This is a genomic window from Anaerococcus sp. HMSC065G05 (genome assembly GCF_001812365.1).
Classification (GTDB): domain Bacteria; phylum Bacillota; class Clostridia; order Tissierellales; family Peptoniphilaceae; genus Anaerococcus; species Anaerococcus vaginalis.
Genome location: NZ_KV808705.1, coordinates 33,880 through 54,124, shown reverse-complemented (window position 1 = coordinate 54,124; position 20,245 = coordinate 33,880). Strand labels below are relative to the sequence as shown.

At 30.3% G+C, this 20,245-nt stretch carries 12 protein-coding genes and 1 pseudogene; all 13 read left to right on the top strand.

Going from position 1 to position 20,245, the window contains the following annotated elements:
- Nucleotides 1-1,962: C40 family peptidase (locus HMPREF2852_RS05055; RefSeq protein ID WP_261668107.1), on the top strand; the 1,962-nt coding region annotated here is incomplete at its 5' end.
- Between the two features lie 14 nt (nucleotides 1,963-1,976).
- Complete coding sequence (locus HMPREF2852_RS05050) at nucleotides 1,977-2,216, top strand: hypothetical protein (RefSeq protein ID WP_070606356.1); 240 nt, start codon at nucleotides 1,977-1,979, stop codon at nucleotides 2,214-2,216.
- A complete protein-coding gene (locus HMPREF2852_RS05045; RefSeq protein WP_070606354.1) occupies nucleotides 2,203-4,554 on the top strand; it encodes a leucine-rich repeat protein in 2,352 nt (783 codons plus the stop codon). The genes HMPREF2852_RS05050 and HMPREF2852_RS05045 overlap by 14 nt, the downstream gene beginning before the upstream one ends.
- Nucleotides 4,555-4,568: 14 nt before the next feature.
- Nucleotides 4,569-5,435, top strand: a complete 867-nt coding sequence (locus HMPREF2852_RS05040) for a CD1107 family mobile element protein (protein WP_070606352.1) — start codon at nucleotides 4,569-4,571, stop codon at nucleotides 5,433-5,435.
- A 63-nt stretch (nucleotides 5,436-5,498) separates the two neighbouring features.
- Nucleotides 5,499-7,220: a DNA topoisomerase 3 gene (locus tag HMPREF2852_RS05035; RefSeq protein ID WP_070606350.1), complete on the top strand. Its 1,722-nt coding sequence runs from the start codon at nucleotides 5,499-5,501 to the stop codon at nucleotides 7,218-7,220.
- Complete coding sequence (locus HMPREF2852_RS05030; RefSeq protein WP_070606348.1) at nucleotides 7,213-8,175, top strand: DNA cytosine methyltransferase; 963 nt, start codon at nucleotides 7,213-7,215, stop codon at nucleotides 8,173-8,175. Before HMPREF2852_RS05035 ends, HMPREF2852_RS05030 begins: the two co-directional genes overlap by 8 nt.
- A gap of 35 nt (nucleotides 8,176-8,210) precedes the next feature.
- Complete coding sequence (locus tag HMPREF2852_RS05025) at nucleotides 8,211-10,424, top strand: ATP-binding protein (RefSeq protein WP_070606346.1); 2,214 nt, start codon at nucleotides 8,211-8,213, stop codon at nucleotides 10,422-10,424.
- A gap of 845 nt (nucleotides 10,425-11,269) precedes the next feature.
- Nucleotides 11,270-11,725, top strand: a complete 456-nt coding sequence (locus HMPREF2852_RS10275) for a TnpV protein (RefSeq protein WP_395853428.1) — start codon at nucleotides 11,270-11,272, stop codon at nucleotides 11,723-11,725.
- A gap of 227 nt (nucleotides 11,726-11,952) precedes the next feature.
- Nucleotides 11,953-18,150, top strand: coding sequence for a helicase-related protein (locus HMPREF2852_RS05020; protein WP_395853426.1), 6,198 nt, complete (start codon nucleotides 11,953-11,955; stop codon nucleotides 18,148-18,150).
- Nucleotides 18,151-18,193: 43 nt separating this feature from the next.
- The gene (locus HMPREF2852_RS05015) at nucleotides 18,194-18,850 is read left to right on the top strand and encodes a DNA-binding protein (protein WP_070606342.1); all 657 of its coding nucleotides are present in this window, start codon (nucleotides 18,194-18,196) and stop codon (nucleotides 18,848-18,850) included.
- A 145-nt stretch (nucleotides 18,851-18,995) separates the two neighbouring features.
- On the top strand, nucleotides 18,996-19,217 hold the full coding sequence (locus tag HMPREF2852_RS05010; protein ID WP_070606340.1) for a helix-turn-helix domain-containing protein: 222 nt from the start codon (nucleotides 18,996-18,998) through the stop codon (nucleotides 19,215-19,217).
- Nucleotides 19,207-19,329, top strand: a complete 123-nt coding sequence (locus HMPREF2852_RS10055) for a hypothetical protein (RefSeq protein WP_261668102.1) — start codon at nucleotides 19,207-19,209, stop codon at nucleotides 19,327-19,329. Before HMPREF2852_RS05010 ends, HMPREF2852_RS10055 begins: the two co-directional genes overlap by 11 nt.
- A 67-nt stretch (nucleotides 19,330-19,396) precedes the next feature.
- Nucleotides 19,397-20,245: pseudogene (locus tag HMPREF2852_RS05005) on the top strand (TrlF family ATPase); the annotation flags it as partial.

Here is a 20,245-nt window from a genome sequence, read left to right as displayed (position 1 = left end):
AAAGAAAAGCTTGTTAAAGATGAAGTAAGTAAGAACGAGAGTAATACTAGTATCGATAAAAAGCAAAAGCAGAAACTTTATCAAGAAAAGAAGTTTAGAGATAAGGAAAAAATTTCTAAAGAGATAGATAAAGAAAATAAGCCAAGCGAAGTTGATACAGATAAGACTTTTGACAATTCTGAGCTTAAAGACAATAATCAAGAATTTATAAAGGATGAAAAAGAAACAAGCCTTAAATCTTCAGAACAAAAGAAAGTTAATAAAAAGAAGACTTACTACAAAAGAAAAAATTATGAAAGTGATAAATTCACTCGAAAGAAAATTGATGACTTAAAAAATGAATCTAAGAAAGTTACAACGAAAGATTCTAAGAAAGCACAAGATGTTAAAGACTTTATATCAGATAAAAAGATTGGAGAGCTTGAAAAGTCTAAAAGTAAGTTAAAGGATAATATCTTAAAGAATAAAACTAAAGGAAGTCTATCCTCTGGGGTTTTATTATCTGGAGCAAAGTCTTCAGAGTTAGTGAGAGATTATTTAAGTTCAGGATCTGACAATACTGGTGTAGAATCTGGAGAAAAGGTCGCTAATGTAAGCTCTAAACTTCAGCATGGAATAAGGAAGTATAAGATAGACAAAAAGAAAAAGTCCTTAAAAAAGCTATCTAAACTTGATAAGAAAATAAAAAAGAGAAAAAGCAAGTTGGAGTTTAAAAGTGGCTTGGAAGATTTAAAAAAGTCAGATGCCTATATAAAGAAAAATAGATTTAAGAAGTTTTACCAGAGAAAACAAATGAAGAGCATGATAGCTAAAAAGCACGAAACAAGACTTGTAGATAGAGTTAAAAAAGCTATTTTAAGTTTAGGTAAGGCTTCTAAAGAGCTAATCGTAAGAAAAAGCAAGATGGTTTTATTTCTAGTAATAGGGCTAGGTCTAATGCTATCAATCATGATTGGTGGTGGAAGTGTTGGTATGAGTGGACTAAGCAATTCAGTAAACTCAGTAATGACAACAACATACCTATCACAAGACACAGTTCTAAGTGAAGTAAATCAAGAGTTTTCATCAATGGAATATGACCTACAATCACAAATCGAAAGTGTAAAAACAAGTCATCCTGGATATGACGAATATATCATAAACAAAGAAGGAGAAATTGGTCATAATACCCATGAACTTCTATCCTATATAACTTCAAGATGTGGAGAAGTAAAATCAGCATCTGAAGTAAAAGGAATTTTAAAAGAGCTTTTCGATAAGATGTATAAGCTTGATTTTAAAGAAGAAATTGAAATTAGAACAAGAACAGTAGCAAAAACAAGATATGATAGTCGTGGCAATCCTTATACTAGCTATGAAAAAGAAGAGTACGAATATAAAAAGTTAATTGTAACTTTAAAGAAAAAAGAAATGGATGAAGTTGTTAGGGAAATATTTAAAGATTATCCAGACAATGTAGTTCATTATGAAGCTCTTCTTGAAGCTAAGGGGAATATGGGAGATGTTTTTGGATCAGGAAATGGGGACTTAGGAGAAATAGTAGACAATCCAAACTTTGGAAATCCTGGTCTTGCTTTTGATTCAGCTACTGCCAAAGCCTTATTTAATGAAGCAGAAAAACATATAGGCAAAAGATATGTGTTTGGAGCAAGTGGACCATCTAACTTTGACTGCTCAGGATTTGTATGTTGGTCATTTACAAAGTCTGGTGTAAAAAGAATGCCAAGAACAACTGCATGGAGAATATACAAAGACTATTGTAATCCAGTAAGTCCAAGTGAAGCTCAACCTGGAGATATTATATTTTTCCACTCAACATATAACAGTGGAACTCCAATATCTCATGTAGGCATATATGCAGGTAACGGAATGATGATTCACGCAGGAGATCCAATTCAATACACATCAATAAATTCAAAATATTGGAAATCACACTTTTATGGTTTTGGAAGACCAAGATAGAAGGGAGATATTATGTGAACAGGAAGCTTATAAGTATTAGGAACAAAAAGAAAAAAATAGAAGAGAAATTAAAAGATTTAAATGCAAAATACAAGGAAATTTGCGATGAAGAAATACAGGTTGAAAATGAAGAAATAATTATAACTCTTAGGAGGAACAATATTAGCTTGGAAGAATTAATGGAGAAAATCAATGATAGAAAAAGAGAAGAAAAATTAAAAGAAAAGGAGAACATTCATAATGAAGAAATTTAATACGAACAGACTAAGAGCCTTTTTTATGGCTCTTTTATTAGTTTTAACATCAACTGTGCATACAAGTGCATTTGCAAAGTCTGATGTTACTTGGACGGAAGATGATTTTATGTATTCCTCTGAGGGAAATATAATCGCTTTTAGTGATAAAGGCTTAGAAAAGAAAGAGAAGACAAATATTCTAGTATTTCCTGAAGGAACGAAGTCTGTAAATGGAAATTATTCTTTAAGTCATTCAAACGATGAACTTAGATATAAAAGAGAATTTGGACGTGGCAAACATTGGGATAAAGTAATTATTCCTGATTCTGTTAAGCATTTAGGTTATGCTGCCTTTTACGAAGCAAGTATAGATCAGGTAAAACTATCAAATAGTCTAACTTATCTTGGTGGTTTAGCATTTTTCAATTGTGGACTTAGAGAAGTGACTTTACCTGATACTTTGGTAAATATTGAACATAATGCTTTTGAAAGAAATAACCTCCAAGAAATAACTATACCGAAGTCTGTGAAGACAATTGAACAGTATGCTTTTTCAAGAAATAAATTGCACACTATAAAAGTTTTAGGCAATCCAAATATTAACAGTAAGGGAGTATTCCATAATCAAGAAGTTGAGTATAGACCAAAACAAAATCCATTTTACGAAAATCATTTTGGTTTCAACGGAAATCAAGGATTCAAATCTATTCCTAATGGATTAAGGTTTGAAAATGGAGAGTTTGTTTTTGATAAGAATGTAGATAGTGTAGAACTTGAATTTGATTATAACAATGATATGTATCAAGGAAAGATGACTATTTACAATCCAAATAAATATTCCATTGATACTCAAACAGATTTAACAGGGCAAGATATTGATGAAAAGGACAATAAGATTGATGATTTAACTAAAAACATTAAGGATTTAGAAAATCAGATCAAAGACTTAAATGATAAGAAACAAGAAGACCAATCAAAGATAGATGAATTAAAGGAAAAGTTAGAATCTTGCAAAGATAATGGAGAAAAACTAAAACAAGAAAAGTCTAAGCTAGAAGAAGAAATTAGAGATAAAGATAATAAGATTGCTCAATTGAATAAAGAGATTGAGGATCTTAAAAATTCTAACAATGATGAACTAATAGCAGAAATTACTCAGCTTAAAGATGAATTAAAAAGATTGCAAGATGAAAATGCAAAACTAAAAGAAGATTATTCATCTACAAAATGGGAGTTAGAAGCTGAGAAAGAAAAGACCGATAAAAACGAAAATAAAATCAAAGAAATGCAAGGAAAGCTCGAGTCTTTAGAAGGGGAACTTGCAAAGAAGACTAAAGAAATTGATGATAAAGATAATAGAATTAAGGACTTAGAAAAAGCTCTTGATGAAAAAGATAATAAGATAAAAGACCTTGAGTCTAAAAGGAAAGAGACAGAAAATTCTAAGTCAGAATGCTGTAAGAAAATTGAAGAGCTTCAAAAGGCTATTGATAGTTTAAAAGAATCTTCTGAAAATACAAAAAAAGAATTAGAAGAGAAAATTAAAGGACTAGAAGAAAAACAAAAAGCTTCTGAAGAAGAAATTAAAAAGCTAAAAGAAGAGTTAGATAAGAAAATTGAAGAAGCAAAGAAGTTAATCGAGGAAGCAAATAAAAAATCGAAAGAAGAACTTGAGAAACAAGCTAAAGATGAAAAAGATAAAAATCTAAACCAAGACCTATCTAAAAAATTAGATGAACTTCTAAAACTTCAAAAAGAAAACAGAGAAAAGAAAGAAGATAAGAAATCTCAAGATAAGAAGTGGGACGAACTTTTGAAAGCTGATGACAAGAATATCCTAAATCAATTTGATCTTAACAAGATGAAAAAGCAAGAGGAACAACAAGGTAAAAAACAAGTTAAAGATGAAAAAGAATTTGCAGTTTTTCAAGTAGACAAAAACTTTTATAACATTATCAACAAAGATGGTAAGACAACAGTCTATATGGATGTAAAAACTTATGTGGATCAAGGAAGAACTATGATTCCAGTAAGATATATTGCTTATACTCTAGGTTTTAATGTTGAGTATGACAACTCTACTCGTGAAGCTATTTTCTCAAATAAAGAGAATAATATCCTAGCTAAAAAGACATTAAGACTAAATATTGATACTGGTGTTATGAAAGATTCAGATGGAAAGGTCTACAATTCAGATGTTAAGCCAGTGATTATAAATGGAAGAATTCATGCTTCAATTTCAAATATTGCTAAAGCTTTTGGGGCAAGTCATGGAGATATTAAAGATGGCAAAAACCAAACAATAGAATGGGACAATGCTAGAAAAGCAGTCTATGTATTTAAAAATGTAAAATAAGAAAGGATAGAAAAATGAATAAGAGTATTAAACGAGGAGTAGCCATAGCGTTACTCCTTTTTACATTTACAGTACCAGCAACTACATTTGCAATGACAAATGAAGGGCAAATAGAAAATCAAAGTGGATCAATATATGAACCACAAAAAGAAGAATTTGAAAAAATGTTGAAAGATGATGTTTTTACACCATCAAAAGAAGAAATTCCTTATCAAGATGTTCCAAGAATACCAGGAAATACAAGTGAAGCAAATAAGCCTTCAAATAATCTTCCTAAGAAAACACCACTTGTAAAAGGTGGTAATACTAAGGCAGTAAATAATCTTGCAACACAGGAAAATAAGGCAAGAGGTTCAGTAATTGAGAATGTAGATAGGAATGGAAAAGATATTACACCAAGTGGAGATACAGAAAAAGATAAAGAAAATCCAGTAGATGTAAGACAATTTTTAACATTTCAAACTAAAAGTGGAAAAACTATGCACCTAATAGTGGATCATTCATCAAATCAAGATAATGTAAGGTTATTGACAGAGGTAGGAGAGCAAGACCTACTTAATATGATTGAATCAGAAGATAAAAATACTATAAAGGTTGAAGAGCCTAAGAAAGAAGAAGTAAAAAAAGAAGAACCTAAGACTGTTCCAGTAAAAGAAGAAAAGAAAAGCGGGATAGGTTCATTTCTAATTGTTGCACTTGTAATTGGAGGAGTTGTAGGAGCAGGATATTATTTTAAGGTAGTCAAAGCTAAGGAAGATAAAATGTTGGAAGACTTTGAAGAAGATGATAAGGATTATATTAGTGAGTCAGAAGATGAATCTGACAATGAAGAAAGTAATGAAGAATCTTTAGATGAAGACGATGAAGATGAACTATTATAATAATTTTTAAAAGTTTGAGCGAGAGAGAAATCTTTCGCTCTTTTTTTATTTATGGAGGTATTAATGAAATTAGTAATAGCAGAAAAGCCAAGCGTAGCAGTTACAATTGCAAAAGTAATTGGAGCAAGAACAAGAAAAAACGGATATTATGAGGGGAATGGATACATTGTTTCTTGGTGTGTCGGTCATTTAATTCAAATGGCAAGTCCAGAAAGACACGACGAAAAATGGAAGAAATGGACAATAGAAAATCTTCCTATAATTCCAGAAGAATATATTTATGAAGTATCTAAAAGCACTAAAAAACAATATGGAGTTTTAAAGAAACTTTTAAACGATAAGAATATCGACACAGTTATAAATGCTTGTGATGCTGGAAGAGAGGGAGAACTTATTTTTAGGCTTGTATATAATCAAGCTAAATGTAAGAAGAAAATTCAAAGACTTTGGATATCTTCAATGGAAAACAAAGCTATTGAAGATGGTTTTAGAAATCTTAAAGACGGAGAAAAATTTGAAGACTTATATGGATCGGCAAGTGCAAGAGCTATTGCAGATTGGCTGGTAGGAATGAATTTAAGTAGGCTTTATTCTTGCATTTACAAGGAAACATATTCAGTTGGTAGAGTACAAACACCAACTCTATATTTAATAGCTAAAAGGGATAGTGAAATAAATCTATTTAAGAAGCAAAAATATTATACAGTTGACCTATCTTATAAAGGATTGAAACTTGTATCAGATAGGATTGATAAAATCGAAGTGGCAGAGCAACTTTTAAACTTGATAGAAGATGAAATAGTTATTACAGAGGTAGAGGATAAAGAAATAAGCACAAAAGCAGATAAGCCTTATGATCTCACTACCTTACAAAGAGAAGCTAATAAATATTTTGGGTATTCAGCAAATGACACTTTAAATCTGGCACAAGGCTTGTATGAAAAGAAGCTAATAACATATCCAAGAACGGATAGTAGGTATTTAACCGATGATATGGTTAATACTATGAAAGAATTATTAGAAGGACTTGAAGATGATTTTAAAATCAATGAATCAAATTTTAAATCTATTTTTAATTCATCTAAGGTTACAGACCACTATGCGATTATTCCTACTATATCAGGTATTGGAAAAGCTAGAGATTTATCTGATAGAGAAAGTAAAGTCTATAATCTAATTAAGGATAAATTACTTGCTTCATGCTCGGATAACTTAAAGGAATCTAGCAGAAAAATCAGATATGAATATGATAAATTTAATTTTAATGCAAGTGGCAAGACTGTAATCGATGAAGGTTATACCAAGTATCTAAAGACTTATGGGAAGGAAAGACAAGAAAATGAATTACCAGATGTAAAGACTGGAGATAAAATTAAGCTAACTTCTAAAAATATATCGGAGAAATTTACAAAAGCTCCAAGTCATTATAATGAAGATACACTTTTAAAGGCTATGGAGAATGCAGGGATTGAATCACTGGATAAAGACATAGAAGTAGAAAGAAAAGGCTTAGGAACACCAGCTACAAGAGCAGGAATTATTGAAAATCTTATCCATAAGGACCTTATAAGAAGAGATAAGAAAAATCTACTTGTAACAGAAAAAGGCAATAGGCTTGTATCTATTGTAGAGGATAAGTTCAAGTCGGCTAAAACAACATCTGAATGGGAAATGAAACTTGCAAAGATTAGTTCTGGTGAAGTAGATAAAGAAGACTTTTTAAGAGAAATAGAAGATAGTATAAGGGAGCTTGTAGATAGGTACAAGAATAATCTAAATGAATAAGATGAAGATATTAGAGCTTTTCGGTGGCATAGGTGCTATTAGAAAGGCTTTTATTAATTTAAAGATATCTTATGAAGTTGTTGATTATGTAGAAATAGATAAGGCTTGTGTTAAATCTTACAACGCACTTTTCGGAGAAAGTTACAAGCCAAAATCAGTAATAGGATATAAAGCTCCTAATGAAAAGATAGACTTAATTATGCATGGAAGTCCTTGCCAAGACTTTTCAAGAATAGGAAAAAAGCAAGGAGGAGTAAAAAATTCAGGAACTAGATCAAGCTTACTATTTGAAACAATTATAATAATTAAAGAAATGAAAGATAAACCTAAATGGATAATTTGGGAAAATGTAAAGGGAGTCCTTGATAGAAATATGAGGGACTCCTTTTTTATTTATCTAAAAGAGCTAGAGAGCCTAGGATATGAAAGCAAGTATAAAATCTTAAATGCAATGGATTTTGGGATACCTCAAAAAAGAGAAAGGATATTTGTTGTTTCATGTCTTGGAGCAAATAACTTTTCTTTTAATAAATTGGAGAGGAAAGAAACAAGACCACTAAGTGAATTTTTAGAAAAAGATGTAAGTGAACTTTATACAATGACCCAACCTTATATGCTGAAATTTTTAAATAAAGGAATAAATAACAGTTTTAGAGGGCGACTCAAAGTGATTAAAGATTTTTCTTATACTATTTCTACAAAACAGATGAGAGTACCTAATTCTGGAATAATAGATATTGGAAATGGTCAGTATAGGTATTTAACAGAAAGAGAATGTTTAAGACTAATGGGTTTTGATGACAGTGATATTAACAAACTAGAAGAAGCACATCCAAGAAGAAAAAATTGCACTTCAAGTAAACTATATAAGCAGGCCGGCAATTCTATTGTGGTTGATATTTTAATGTGCATTATTAGTTCAATAATGCATGTTAGTGTAAACTTATTATTGTAAATGATATAATAAAATAAAAGACTGGAGGGCATGATATGGATATTCTGGAATGTAAATTAAAGAATTGTTATGGAATAGATGAGTTTAACCATGAATTCGATTTTACAAATACAAATGTGATTACAGTATATGCAAAAAATGGATTAATGAAAACTTCTTTTGCAAAAACTTTTAAGAAAATTCAAGATGGTAAAGCTGACGAAATACGTGATGAAATATTCGATATAAAAGCAGAAGTTAATGTTAGCGTAGATGGACAAGATATAAGAAAAGAGCAAGTGTTTGTAATAAAAAGCTTTGAAAATTATTATGAATCTAATAGTATAGCGGATTTATTAGTAGACGAAAAAACAAAAAAATCTATCACAACTTTATTAAAGCAAAAAAATAATTTTTTAAAAAAGTTAGTGCAATATTCAGGACTAAAAATTGAAAAAACACAACAAGGAAGAAAAATTTATGAATTAGAGCCTACAATAGTTTCTGACATGAATTTAAGTGAAAAAAGCTTTTTATTAAGCTTGAAAGAATTAGGTGAAGTTGAAAATAAAACGTATTTACCTAATGTTAAATACTCGACAATTTTTGATAATAGTGTAATTAAAAAAATAAAGGACAGTAGTTTTCAAAATAAAATAAAAGAGTTTTGTGAAGCTGCTGAAACTATATACAGTAGTTATACTTTTTTTGAAAAAGGTAAGTTCACATTTCCAAAATTGAAAAACGTTGCAAAAAATTTAGATTCAGATAATTTTTTTGTAAGAGATAATAAACTTAATTTAAATAATAGCATAGTAATTGGTAATAATGATGAACTACAAGAGAAATTATATGAAATAGAAGGGAAAATTAAAGATATTCCAGAGTTTCAACAGATAGAAAAGTTACTAAGTGATACAAAAGGCATATTATTAAGAGATACAATAGAAAATAATCCTGAGCTAATAGAGTTTTTAAAAATAGAAAATTTAGACAATTTAAAAAAAGAATTATGGACTTCCTATATAAAGAAAGAAAAGAAATCTTTTGATGATTTATTAGAGATATATAAAGAATTAGAGGAGAATGTTAAAAATCTGAATATAGACAATACATTGTGGAATCGTTCTTTAGAAATATTTGAAGATAGGTTTACTGTTCCATATAAGATGAAAATATCAAATTTAAAGGGAGCGATAATAGGAGAAAACCTCCCACGTGTGGAGTTTATATTTGAGAAGGGTGAAAATCAAGCAAGCTTAGATAGATCAAATTTAGAAAAATTAGACGTGTTAAGTCAAGGAGAAAAAAGATCTTTATATTTGTTAAATATAATATTTGACATAGAAAAAATAAGAAAAGAAAGCAATGAAATCCTATTTATAGTAGACGATATAGCAGATTCTTTTGATTATAAAAATAAGTATGCTATTGTAGAATATTTGTATGAAATGGCAACAATTGATAATTTTAGAATGATAATTTTATCTCATAATTTTGATTTTTATAGAACAATTTCTTCTAGACTCAATGTACCTCGTAAATCTAGATTTATCGTTGAAAACAAGCAGGATTTAAATTTGATAGAAGAAAAATATCAAAAGCAACCTTTTATAACATGGAAAAGTAAACCAGATAAATATTCTTTATTTGCACTTATACCATTTGTTAGGAATCTAATTGAATATAGTTATGATAAATATGTTAATGATTCAAATTATTATGATAGCGATTATGAGCTATTAACTAATTTACTACACAATAAAGATAATTCAGGAACTATTACTTTTAAAACTTTAGGGAAAGTATATAAAGAATATTTAGGGAAATTTGATATACCCAGTGAATTTAAAGAGGATGATCTGGTTATAGAAAAGCTTTATGAAACTACTGAAAACTTAAGTAATAACTTAAATTTACTCGAGCATAAAGTTTTATTATCAATGGCTTGTAGACTTAAAGCTGAGGAAATAATGTTAGATAAAATTAATAATTATAATGGAATGCTCAATTGGAAAGTGAAAAATAATTTGAAAACAGGAGATAAAGCGGAATTTCTGAATCATGTAGATAAAACTAATAATATGACCAGGGTATTATTTGATGCATATAAGCAGATTGCGAATGAAGAACAAATTAATATTGTTAATGAAGTTAATATAATGACTCCAGAAAATATTCATATAAACTCTTTTATGTATGAGCCTATAATGGATATGGATATTAACGAATTATTGAACTTATATAAAAAACTTAAAAAATTAATATAGGTCATTTAATTATATTACATTAAAGACGGTAGATTATTTAAAATCTATCGTCTTTTTTATTACTCTAAAAAGGAGGTAGAAAATGCAAGTAAATGATTTTAAGAATATACAAGAAGCTATAAAATATGAAGTTTTGCAAGAAGAAAATGAATATTTAAAACTCTTAAAAGTTATAGGCAATAATCAGAAATATGATTTTTCTAGCCAACTAAGTATATACAACAAAGAACCTGAAGCTAGAGCTTGTGCGACCTTTGATATGTGGAAGAAATATTTTGGTCGAGTTGTTATGAGGGGTCAAAAGGGTATTCCAATTTTAGTTGGAAGTGATGTAAACAAAAAAGTTTCATATATTTTTGATGTTAGTCAGACCATATCAATGGATAGGAATATTAATGAGGTTATCTTATGGCAGTTTGACCACGAAAACCATAACGAGGCTTTAAAAGAAATAATAAGAGATTCTTCATTTGAAGCTAGTGATTCACTCAATGAAAATATATTTTCTTTGAGTCGAATTTATGGAGACGAATATATTAGCTTGGCTCTTGCTGACTTGAGAATAGATATAGAGGATAGACTGAGTTTTGAAAAGTTTATGAGGGACTCAATATCCTATGCGGTAGCTAATAGGTTTAATACAGTTTATCCTATGGATATGGAAAATTTAAAAAATAATTTTTCTAGGATTAATACAATTTCTTTAGAGCAGATAGGTCTTGTAATATCAAGGGTTAGTGAAGATATTATAGATAGCACAATAGAAAAATCTAAGGAAATGGATCGTGCTAGGATGCTGACAGAAAGGGCCGCTGCCGACTATAATAGAGATATAGACAATACAAATGAAAATAGAGGAGGTCAAAATGATTTATATAGACGATATGATAGGTCAAGAAGTAGAGATGGACGAGTTCTCACAGGTGGAAGCGACAGAGGAAATAGCATTGAAGATCGAAGAGAAAACCTTGGACATGATGGAGAAGGATCTGGAATTTATGGAGAGATATCCGAATCCGACATACGCAGTTCTAAGACTGTCTTACCTAGTGGGGAGCGAGGACATGGAGAACTGGAAGAAACTTCAGAAAATGTACGAGGAGAAAACACTTTTGAACCATCTGAAGGAAATTCAGAATCAGGCAGTGGACTTTATCAAGAGAGAGAAAGTCAAGATGATGAAAGCACAAGGATTGACAGAGAAGATGAAAAGAGAGAATCCAGAGGAATACCAAGGACAGATGAACAACTTAATGGCAACAGTGAAGAGAATGGCAATCAAGGAATACGTGGAAGCTTAGAAAATGAAATAAGCCAAGAAAAGGAAGCTGATGAAGCTTCTTTTTTTGATGACAAAAACACTGAAAATAGAAAAGATTACTGGATTGTAGAATTTAATGAAAACCACGAATTAGTTCCCGATTATAGTGGGCAGGTAGTAACTAAAGATTTAATTAATGTCCTAAGACAAAAGGATATTGATGTTAAAGACCATAATCAAACTCTTGGAGAAAATGAATTTGGAGAAATGACTGATGATTATATCGGATATTTCAAATTATATTTTGACCACTATATAGATGGAGAAGTTGTCGAACACTATAGGATTGACCTTGGTGATGGTAAAGAAGTAAATGAGCGTGAATTTTCATATTTAGAAGAGCAAATTGCAATAAGCGAGGAAAAATCTTTACAAGAAAAAGCTAAGGAAAAGATAGAGCCTAAGTTTAAGATAGGCGATCAGGTTAGATATAAAGATAAGGACTTTACCATTACAGATTTTGATGAACTAAGTGGAGGACTTAAAACTGTCACTATCAGAGATAATATGAATTATATGGGAGGTATGATTAGGGGTTCGGAAGTAATTCCATATAGAAACGATTCATACCTTGAAGAAATCTTTGAAAATCTAAGTCAAACATCAGAAAAACTAGCAGTAAAAGTTGGAAAAGAATTTATTTTAGAAGATGAGAATATCTTTGATGGAATTAACTTGATTGAAACTGGAACTAAAGTAGAAGTTAATGGAGAAGAATTTCCTTTATATAAGGGTGAAACATTTGAAGAAAGTAGGAAGATTGATGACCTTTTAGATAGTGGAAATTATGAGATATACAAGTTATCTGAGCATGAAAAACAAATTGAAATACAAGTAGAGCAAGAAAGCTTTATTGATAACTACAATCCAGAAATTGACCAAATGATGGATAGATACAATGTACCTAGGGAAGCAGCCGAAAACTTATTGAGAGGTAAAGAAGATTTAAAGAATCTAGGCTATGAACCTAATAAGGAAAGACTAAGTTTTGCTAGAAATTATGACTTGAAAAATCATATTTACTCAGAATACCTAACACCATCAGAAAAACTAGATAAAAATATCAAAGCTATTAAAATGCTAAAAAGACTTGAAAATGAAAATAGGAGTCCAAGAGAGTATGAACAAGCCTATCTTGCTGATTATCTGGGTTGGGGTGGTCTTGCAGATGTCTTCGATGAAGAAAAAGGAGGGCAATGGCTCGAAGCAAGAAATATTTTAAAAGAAAATCTAACAAATGAAGAGTATTTGAATGCTAAAGAGTCTACCTTAACATCCTTTTATACACCTAGAGAGGTAATGGTTGGAATATATAATACTTTAACAGATATGGGTTTTAAGACTGGGAATATCCTTGAACCATCTGCAGGGGTCGGTAATTTTATTGGTAATATGCCAAGTGAAATACAAGGCTCTAAAGTATATGGAGTAGAAAAAGATAGTCTAAGCGGAAGAATAGCAAGAGAACTTTATCCTGAAGCTAATATTCAAATTAAAGGCTTTGAAGAAACAAACTTCTCAAATAACTTTTTCGATTTAGTTATAGGAAATGTTCCCTTTGGAGATTTTAAAGTTAACGATCGTGAATATAACAGAAATAATTTTCTGATTCACGATTATTTTTTTGCAAAGTCAATAGATAAGGTTAGGAATGGAGGAATTATTGCCTTTATAACCTCATCTGGAACTATGGATAAAAAAGATGAATCTGTTAGAAAATATATTAATGCAAGGTGTGAGTTTTTAGGAGCTATGAGGCTACCTAATACAACATTTAAAGGTCTTGCTGGTACAGAAGTTACTTCAGATATTATTTTTCTAAAGAAGAGAGATTCGGTTATAGAAAGAGATGACGATTGGATACACCTAGCAACTAATAAAAAGGGTTTGACTTATAATAAATACTTTGTAGATAATCCTCAAATGGTATTAGGAGATATGAAAGAAGTATCTGGAAGATTTGGTAATACAATTACTTGTGATGAAAAAGAAGACGAAAAGTTAAAAGATTTAATGGATCTTGCAAGTAAGGAAATATCTTCAAATTCAAAATATGAAGAGGTCGAACTATTGGAAGATGAAGAATTAATTCTTCCAGCAACAGATGATGTTAAAAACTTTTCTTACACTATTATTGACGAAGAAGTCTACCTAAGAGAAAACTCAGTCTTAATTAAGCAGAATATATCAGATAAAAATAAAGAAAAAATAAAAGATTACCTTGATGTAATGAATGCTTTAAAAGATGTAATAGAAAAACAAAAGGACGATTTTTTAGATGAAGAAATAAAAGAGTCACAAGCAAAGTTAAATGAAGTCTATGATAACTTTTCAAAGAAACATGGCTTCATTAACTCCTTATCAAACACTAGAGCCCTAAAGGAAGACTCAAACTTTCCTTTGGTTTCATCAATAGAAATACTTGATGATGAGGATAATTTCAAAGCTAAGAGCGATATATTCTCAAAAAGAACAATAACAAAGGCAAAAGTAGTAGACCATGTAGATACTTCCCTTGAAGCTTTAGTCTTATCTGTTTCACAAAAAGGATATGTAGATTTTGAATATATGGAATCTATAACAAGTAAAGATAGGGACACCTTAATTGGTGAACTTGAGGGCGAGATATTTTTAGATATTAAGGACACAGACCTAATAAATAACAGAATGCCTTTCGAGAACTTTGACAATGACGATCCATTTCATTTTTCATATGTGTCGGCTGATGAATATTTAAGTGGTAATATCAGAGAAAAAATTGGCTACCTCAATTCATATATCGGAGAAATTGAAAATGTAATAGATTTAGCACCTTCTGACAAGAAAGACGCATTATTAAACGAGTTAGGCAAACTAAAATATCAAAGAGAAAAATTACAAGAAGTTATGCCTGAAGAACTCACTGCTTCTGATATAAATGTAAGGTTAGGAGCAACTTGGATACCTCAAAAAGATATAGAAGACTTTACTTTTAACCTTTTAAAAACACCAGGCTATGATAGGTGGAATATAAATGTTAGGTTCTCACCACATACAAGTGAATGGAATATTGAAGGTAAAAGTGTTGACTCAACTAATGACCTTGCTAACATGACTTATGGTACAAGTAGAGTGAATGCCTATAAGCTAATTGAAAATGCTCTTAATCTAAAAGATACAAAGGTATTTGATCAAGTAATAAACGATGATGGTTCTAAGACCTCTGTATTAAATAAAAAAGAAACCATGCTTGCAAGTCAAAATCAAGAACTGATTAAAGAAGAATTTAAGAATTGGATATTTGAAGATCCTGATAGAAGATATAGGCTAGAAAAGATTTATAATGAAAAATTCAATTCAATTAGAAATAGAGAATTTGATGGCTCTAACTTAACTTTTGATGGAATGAATACTGAAATCAGACTACGAGAACATCAAAAAAATGCCATAGCAAGGACTCTTTATGGTGGAAACACACTACTTGCCCATGTAGTAGGAGCAGGAAAAACTTTTGAAATGGTAGCTTCTGCTATGGAATCTAAAAAGTTAGGACTTGCAAGTAAATCATTATTTGTAGTTCCTAACCATTTAACCACTCAAATTGGTAGGGAGTTTATGCAATTATATCCGTCAGCAAATATTATGGTGGCCGATAAAAAAGACTTCCAACCTAAAAATAGAAAAAGATTTATTGGTAGGATTGCAACAGGAGAATATGATGCGGTTATCATAGGACACTCTCAATTTGAAAAAATACCGATGTCTAAGGAATACCAGGTAAGGCATATACAAGACCAAATAGACGATATAGTTTCCTTTATTGATGAGAACAAAAGAAATAGAGGAGAAAATTTTACAGTAAAACAACTGGAAAAGACAAAGAAGAAACTCTTGGTAAGACTTGAAAAACTAAATGATGACTTTAAAAAGGATGATGTAATAACCTTTGAAGAGCTAGGGGTAGATAAGTTATTTATAGACGAAGCTCATAATTACAAAAACTTATTCTTGCATACTAAAATGAGAAATGTTGCGGGTATTGGTCAGAGTGAAGCCTTTAAGTCTTCAGATATGTATATGAAATGTAGGTATATGGATGAAATGACAGATGGAAAGGGAGTTGTATTTGCTACTGGTACACCAATATCAAATTCAATGACAGAGCTTTATACTATGCAAAGATACCTTCAATATGACGATTTAAAGGCAAGAGGATTAGAACATTTTGACGCTTGGGCTTCTACTTTTGGAGAAACAGAAAACACCTTTGAATTATCTCCAGAAGGCACTGGATATAGGCAAAAGACAAGATTTTCAAAGTTTTATAACTTGCCAGAGTTGATGTCTATGTTTAAAGAAGTAGCAGATATAAAGACTTCAGATATGTTAAATTTGCCAGTACCAGAAGCAAATTTTGAAGTTATTAAAACGAAACCTACTGAGGAACAAAAAGAAATATTAGAAGCTATTTCAGAAAGAGCTGACGCAGTTAGAAATAACCAAGTAGAGCCAACAGAAGACAATATGCTAAAGATTACAAATGATGGTAAAAAACTTGCCCTAGACCAAAGATTAATAAATCCACTACTTCCAGATGATCCTAATTCAAAGGTTAATGTATGCGTTAAAAACGTCTTTAGTATCTGGGATAAGACAAAAGAAAATTCATCGACCCAATTAGTGTTTTCAGATATGTCTACACCAAAAGGAGATGGAGAATTTAATATCTATGATGATATTAGAAATAAGCTAGTGAATATGGGAATACCTAAAGAAGAAATAGCCTTTATCCACGAAGCAGATACAAACAAACAAAAAGATGAATTATTCTCTAAGGTAAGAAGAGGAGAAGTAAGAGTATTATTAGGTTCTACTCAAAAAATGGGAGCAGGTACAAATGTACAAAATAAATTAATAGCCTTACACGATTTAGACGTTCCATGGAGACCGTCTGACCTAGAGCAAAGAAGTGGTAGAATTGTTCGTCAAGGTAATGAAAATGATAAAGTCAATATCTTTAGATATGTAACAGAGAATACCTTTGATTCTTATTTGTGGCAGACGATAGAGAATAAGCAGAAATTCATTTCTCAAATTATGACTTCAAAAACTCCAGTAAGAGTTGCAGAAGATGTTGATGAAGCAAGTCTATCTTATTCAGAAATTAAGGCTTTAGCTACTGGAAATCCTCTAATTAAAGAAAAAATGGATTTAGATAACGAAGTAACAAAATTAAAAATGTTAGAAGCAAACTACAAGTCTAATAAATACAAGCTAGAAGACAAGGTAAATAAATTTTATCCTCAAAGTATTTTAAAAACTGAAATGGAAATAAAAGCAGTTAAAGAAGATGTTGCAAGTGTTGAGAAATTAGGAGAAGGAGATAGCAAATTCACTTCAATCAGACTTGGAGAAAATAAAATTTTAGATAAGAAAGAAGCTGGAGAGAAGCTATTAGAAGAAATAAAAAAGGTAAAGATAAATGATAGCAAGGTCATTGGTAAATATAGAAATTTAGACTTGCAAGTTTCATATAACTTTATGACTAATACTCACACCTTTAAACTTCTAGGAAAAGCAGAATACTTTGGAGAGTTTTCAAACTCTACTGATGGCAATATAACAAGGCTTGATAATGCCATTGAAAAAATGCCTTCAAGACTTGATAGGTTAAATCAAAACTTTGAAAACTATAAAGAATCTTTAGAAAATGCCAAAGTAGAATTAACTAAACCATTTGAAAAAGCAGATGAGTTAAGGGATAAGATACTAAGACTAGCTGAGATTAATAAACTTTTAGATATGGGAGAAGTAGAAGAATTAGAAAACCAATCACCATTATTAGAAGATTTAAAGAGGGCGATAGTTGATTATTCTAACTATGAGTTTTCAGAATCTAATAGCTATGAAGATTTTGACAAACTATATCCTGATTTAAGTCATATAGGACTTGCCTATACAGAAACACCTGATGGTAAGCACTCTATTCAATATGAGGTAAATTTGGAAGAAAAAACATGGACTCAGTATGTAGATAATGTAGCTATTAGAACAGAATCTTTTGTAGAGGAAGATATATCTAATTCACAAGCTATTAAAGATATGACTGAAGCCATAAAGATGTCAAGTTTTGATGATCTGGTATCAGTAGATGAAGAAGATTTAAAACAAGCACTAGGACTAGAAATAGATGATGATGGAAACTTCTATGATCCACTGGCAAAAGATCTTGATAATGACGGAATACCAGATAGGTATGACAATGACTTCAAAGATAGTGATTACTTTGAATCAACTTATGATGTAGAGGATAATCTTCATTCAAGAGAAGAGAAACCATCAATATTGGGACAAATTTCAAAATTCAAAGCGGAAGAAGAAAAAGATAAAAATCAAGAAAAAAGTGAAAAAGGACAAGAACGATAAAGGAGGGCGAAAGGCTCTCCTTATTTAATACAAGGAGGAAACTATGGAATACAAAGATATTAGAGAAAACTTAGAAGAAATGATGAATGATAATTACAAGGATTTTATAAAAGCACTTGTGAGCATAGAAAAAGGTGTTACTGATGAAAAGGCACTTGAAGAAGTATACGTTTTATTTATGATCAAAGACACAACAGGTCTATTAAATGATGACTTTGACTATATGATTGATGATATGAAAGAACAAGGTAAGATTGTTGAAAATGTCAGTGATATTGAAGAAAAAGACGATCTCATAAATCTCGTGGGCAATATAGCTGGCAAAGTAGAAAATCTTGAAAGAGAAAATGCAAATGGAGAAAAGTTTAAAGTAAGTAATTTTTCAATTGTTTCAAAAGATGACGATGGCAATAAAGTTTATACCAATTGTTCAGCCTATGGAGATAAGACAAAAGATATAGAGAACTTAAAGCAAGGAGATTTTGTTAAAATATTTGGACAAGTAAAAACAAGCATTGACAACAACGGAAAGGAACATAAGAATGTTCGTATTTTGTCTTCTAAGCTCTTAACAGCAAAAGAACAAGTAAAGAGTCAAGACAAGGATAAAAAGTCAATATTAGGGCAAATAAAAAGCTTTAAGACAGATGACAAAACTAAGTCAACTAAGAAAGACCATAGCAAAGGAGCAGAGAGATAAATATCGGCAGTCTTCGGACTGCCTTTATTTTTTTGCTTAGATTAACGCGGTAAATCATACGATTGAAAGGAATCTGCGTTATATGCTATAATTAGGTAGTTAATCTATACATTTAGAAAGGTAAAATATAGAATTGGAGAATGATATGGGATTTTCATATAATAAATTATGGAAGTTATTAATAGATAAAAATATGAAAAAAACAGACTTACAATGTGCAATAGCAACAACACCCAAGACAATAGCAAAAATGGGAAGAGACGAAAACGTAAGTTTGGAAACATTAGGAAAGATTTGTGAGTATTTTCAATGTGATATTGGAGATATTATTGAATATAAAAATGGAGTTAAGATAAATGATAAATAATACTCTTACCTATATTTCATTATTTTCATCAGCAGGAGTTGGTTGCTATGGATTTAAACAAGGGGGATTTAATCAACATTATTTGGAAAATTCTATTGATTTTAAATGGTAGCAGAAGATCAGAGTGATTATTTTATATAAGAATTATTGTTAAGTATTAGGAATTGTTAAGGAGGAGTATGGCTGAAGATACAAGAACTTACGGTGAAGTTATAAAAGCATATAAGCATATAAAAAACACTAGAGATAATTTTGGATTTCCTAGGAAGTCAATATTTCATATTCACACACCAGCTTCTCATGATTATAAATTAATGGAGAATTTAGGTACAGATGGATATAAAAAAATAAGTGAAAAAGAATTAGAAGATATAATTTATGAAAAAAGTATTATCCCTCTCATAAATGGGAAAAGAGATGTAAAGTTTGGTAGAGATTTTGATATTTTTGAAAGCAAAAAAGAAATATATGCTTTTTTATTGTTAGCTAATGAATTACTAATAAATCAATATGAGATAGCAGTTGTCACAGATCATAATACATTTGAGGGGATAGACAAATTAAAAATATGTATACATCATCTAAAAAAGTTAAAAGCTAAATATAATGTTGAAACAATATTATTTCGAGGAATAGAAATATCATGTGCTGACAAGCTTCATGTAGTAGCAATATTAGATGACGATAAGAATAATGAAGAGGAAGTAATTAAGTGGCTAGATGAAAAATTGATTTCTGAAAAAGACGGTGTGTATGTTACTAGTTTAGAAGTTATGGATTTTTTTTCGAGTTTAGGAGCGATAACTTATATAGCTCATATATACTCATCTAATATAAATAAAGATAAGTTTTTAAGTGGGGCATATAAAAAGAAATTATTTTCCAGTGAAAACACTAGAATTGTTGGTTTAAAAAACAAGAATCAAATCAAAGGTGCAAAAAACTTCATGAAAAATTATAGAGAGGATGTAAATTTTTTAATTGACAATGACTCACATTCAATTGATACATTAGACAATAATTTTTTT

Coding starts and splice junctions, on each gene's coding strand:
- HMPREF2852_RS10055 (WP_261668102.1), top strand. CDS start 19,207: ATGATAAATAATACTCTTACCTATATTTCATTATTTTCATCAGCAGGA.
- HMPREF2852_RS05030 (WP_070606348.1), top strand. CDS start 7,213: ATGAATAAGATGAAGATATTAGAGCTTTTCGGTGGCATAGGTGCTATT.
- HMPREF2852_RS05035 (WP_070606350.1), top strand. CDS start 5,499: ATGAAATTAGTAATAGCAGAAAAGCCAAGCGTAGCAGTTACAATTGCA.
- HMPREF2852_RS10275 (WP_395853428.1), top strand. CDS start 11,270: ATGAAAATAGAGGAGGTCAAAATGATTTATATAGACGATATGATAGGT.
- HMPREF2852_RS05025 (WP_070606346.1), top strand. CDS start 8,211: ATGGATATTCTGGAATGTAAATTAAAGAATTGTTATGGAATAGATGAG.
- HMPREF2852_RS05045 (WP_070606354.1), top strand. CDS start 2,203: ATGAAGAAATTTAATACGAACAGACTAAGAGCCTTTTTTATGGCTCTT.
- HMPREF2852_RS05020 (WP_395853426.1), top strand. CDS start 11,953: ATGACTGATGATTATATCGGATATTTCAAATTATATTTTGACCACTAT.
- HMPREF2852_RS05040 (WP_070606352.1), top strand. CDS start 4,569: ATGAATAAGAGTATTAAACGAGGAGTAGCCATAGCGTTACTCCTTTTT.
- HMPREF2852_RS05010 (WP_070606340.1), top strand. CDS start 18,996: ATGGGATTTTCATATAATAAATTATGGAAGTTATTAATAGATAAAAAT.
- HMPREF2852_RS05015 (WP_070606342.1), top strand. CDS start 18,194: ATGGAATACAAAGATATTAGAGAAAACTTAGAAGAAATGATGAATGAT.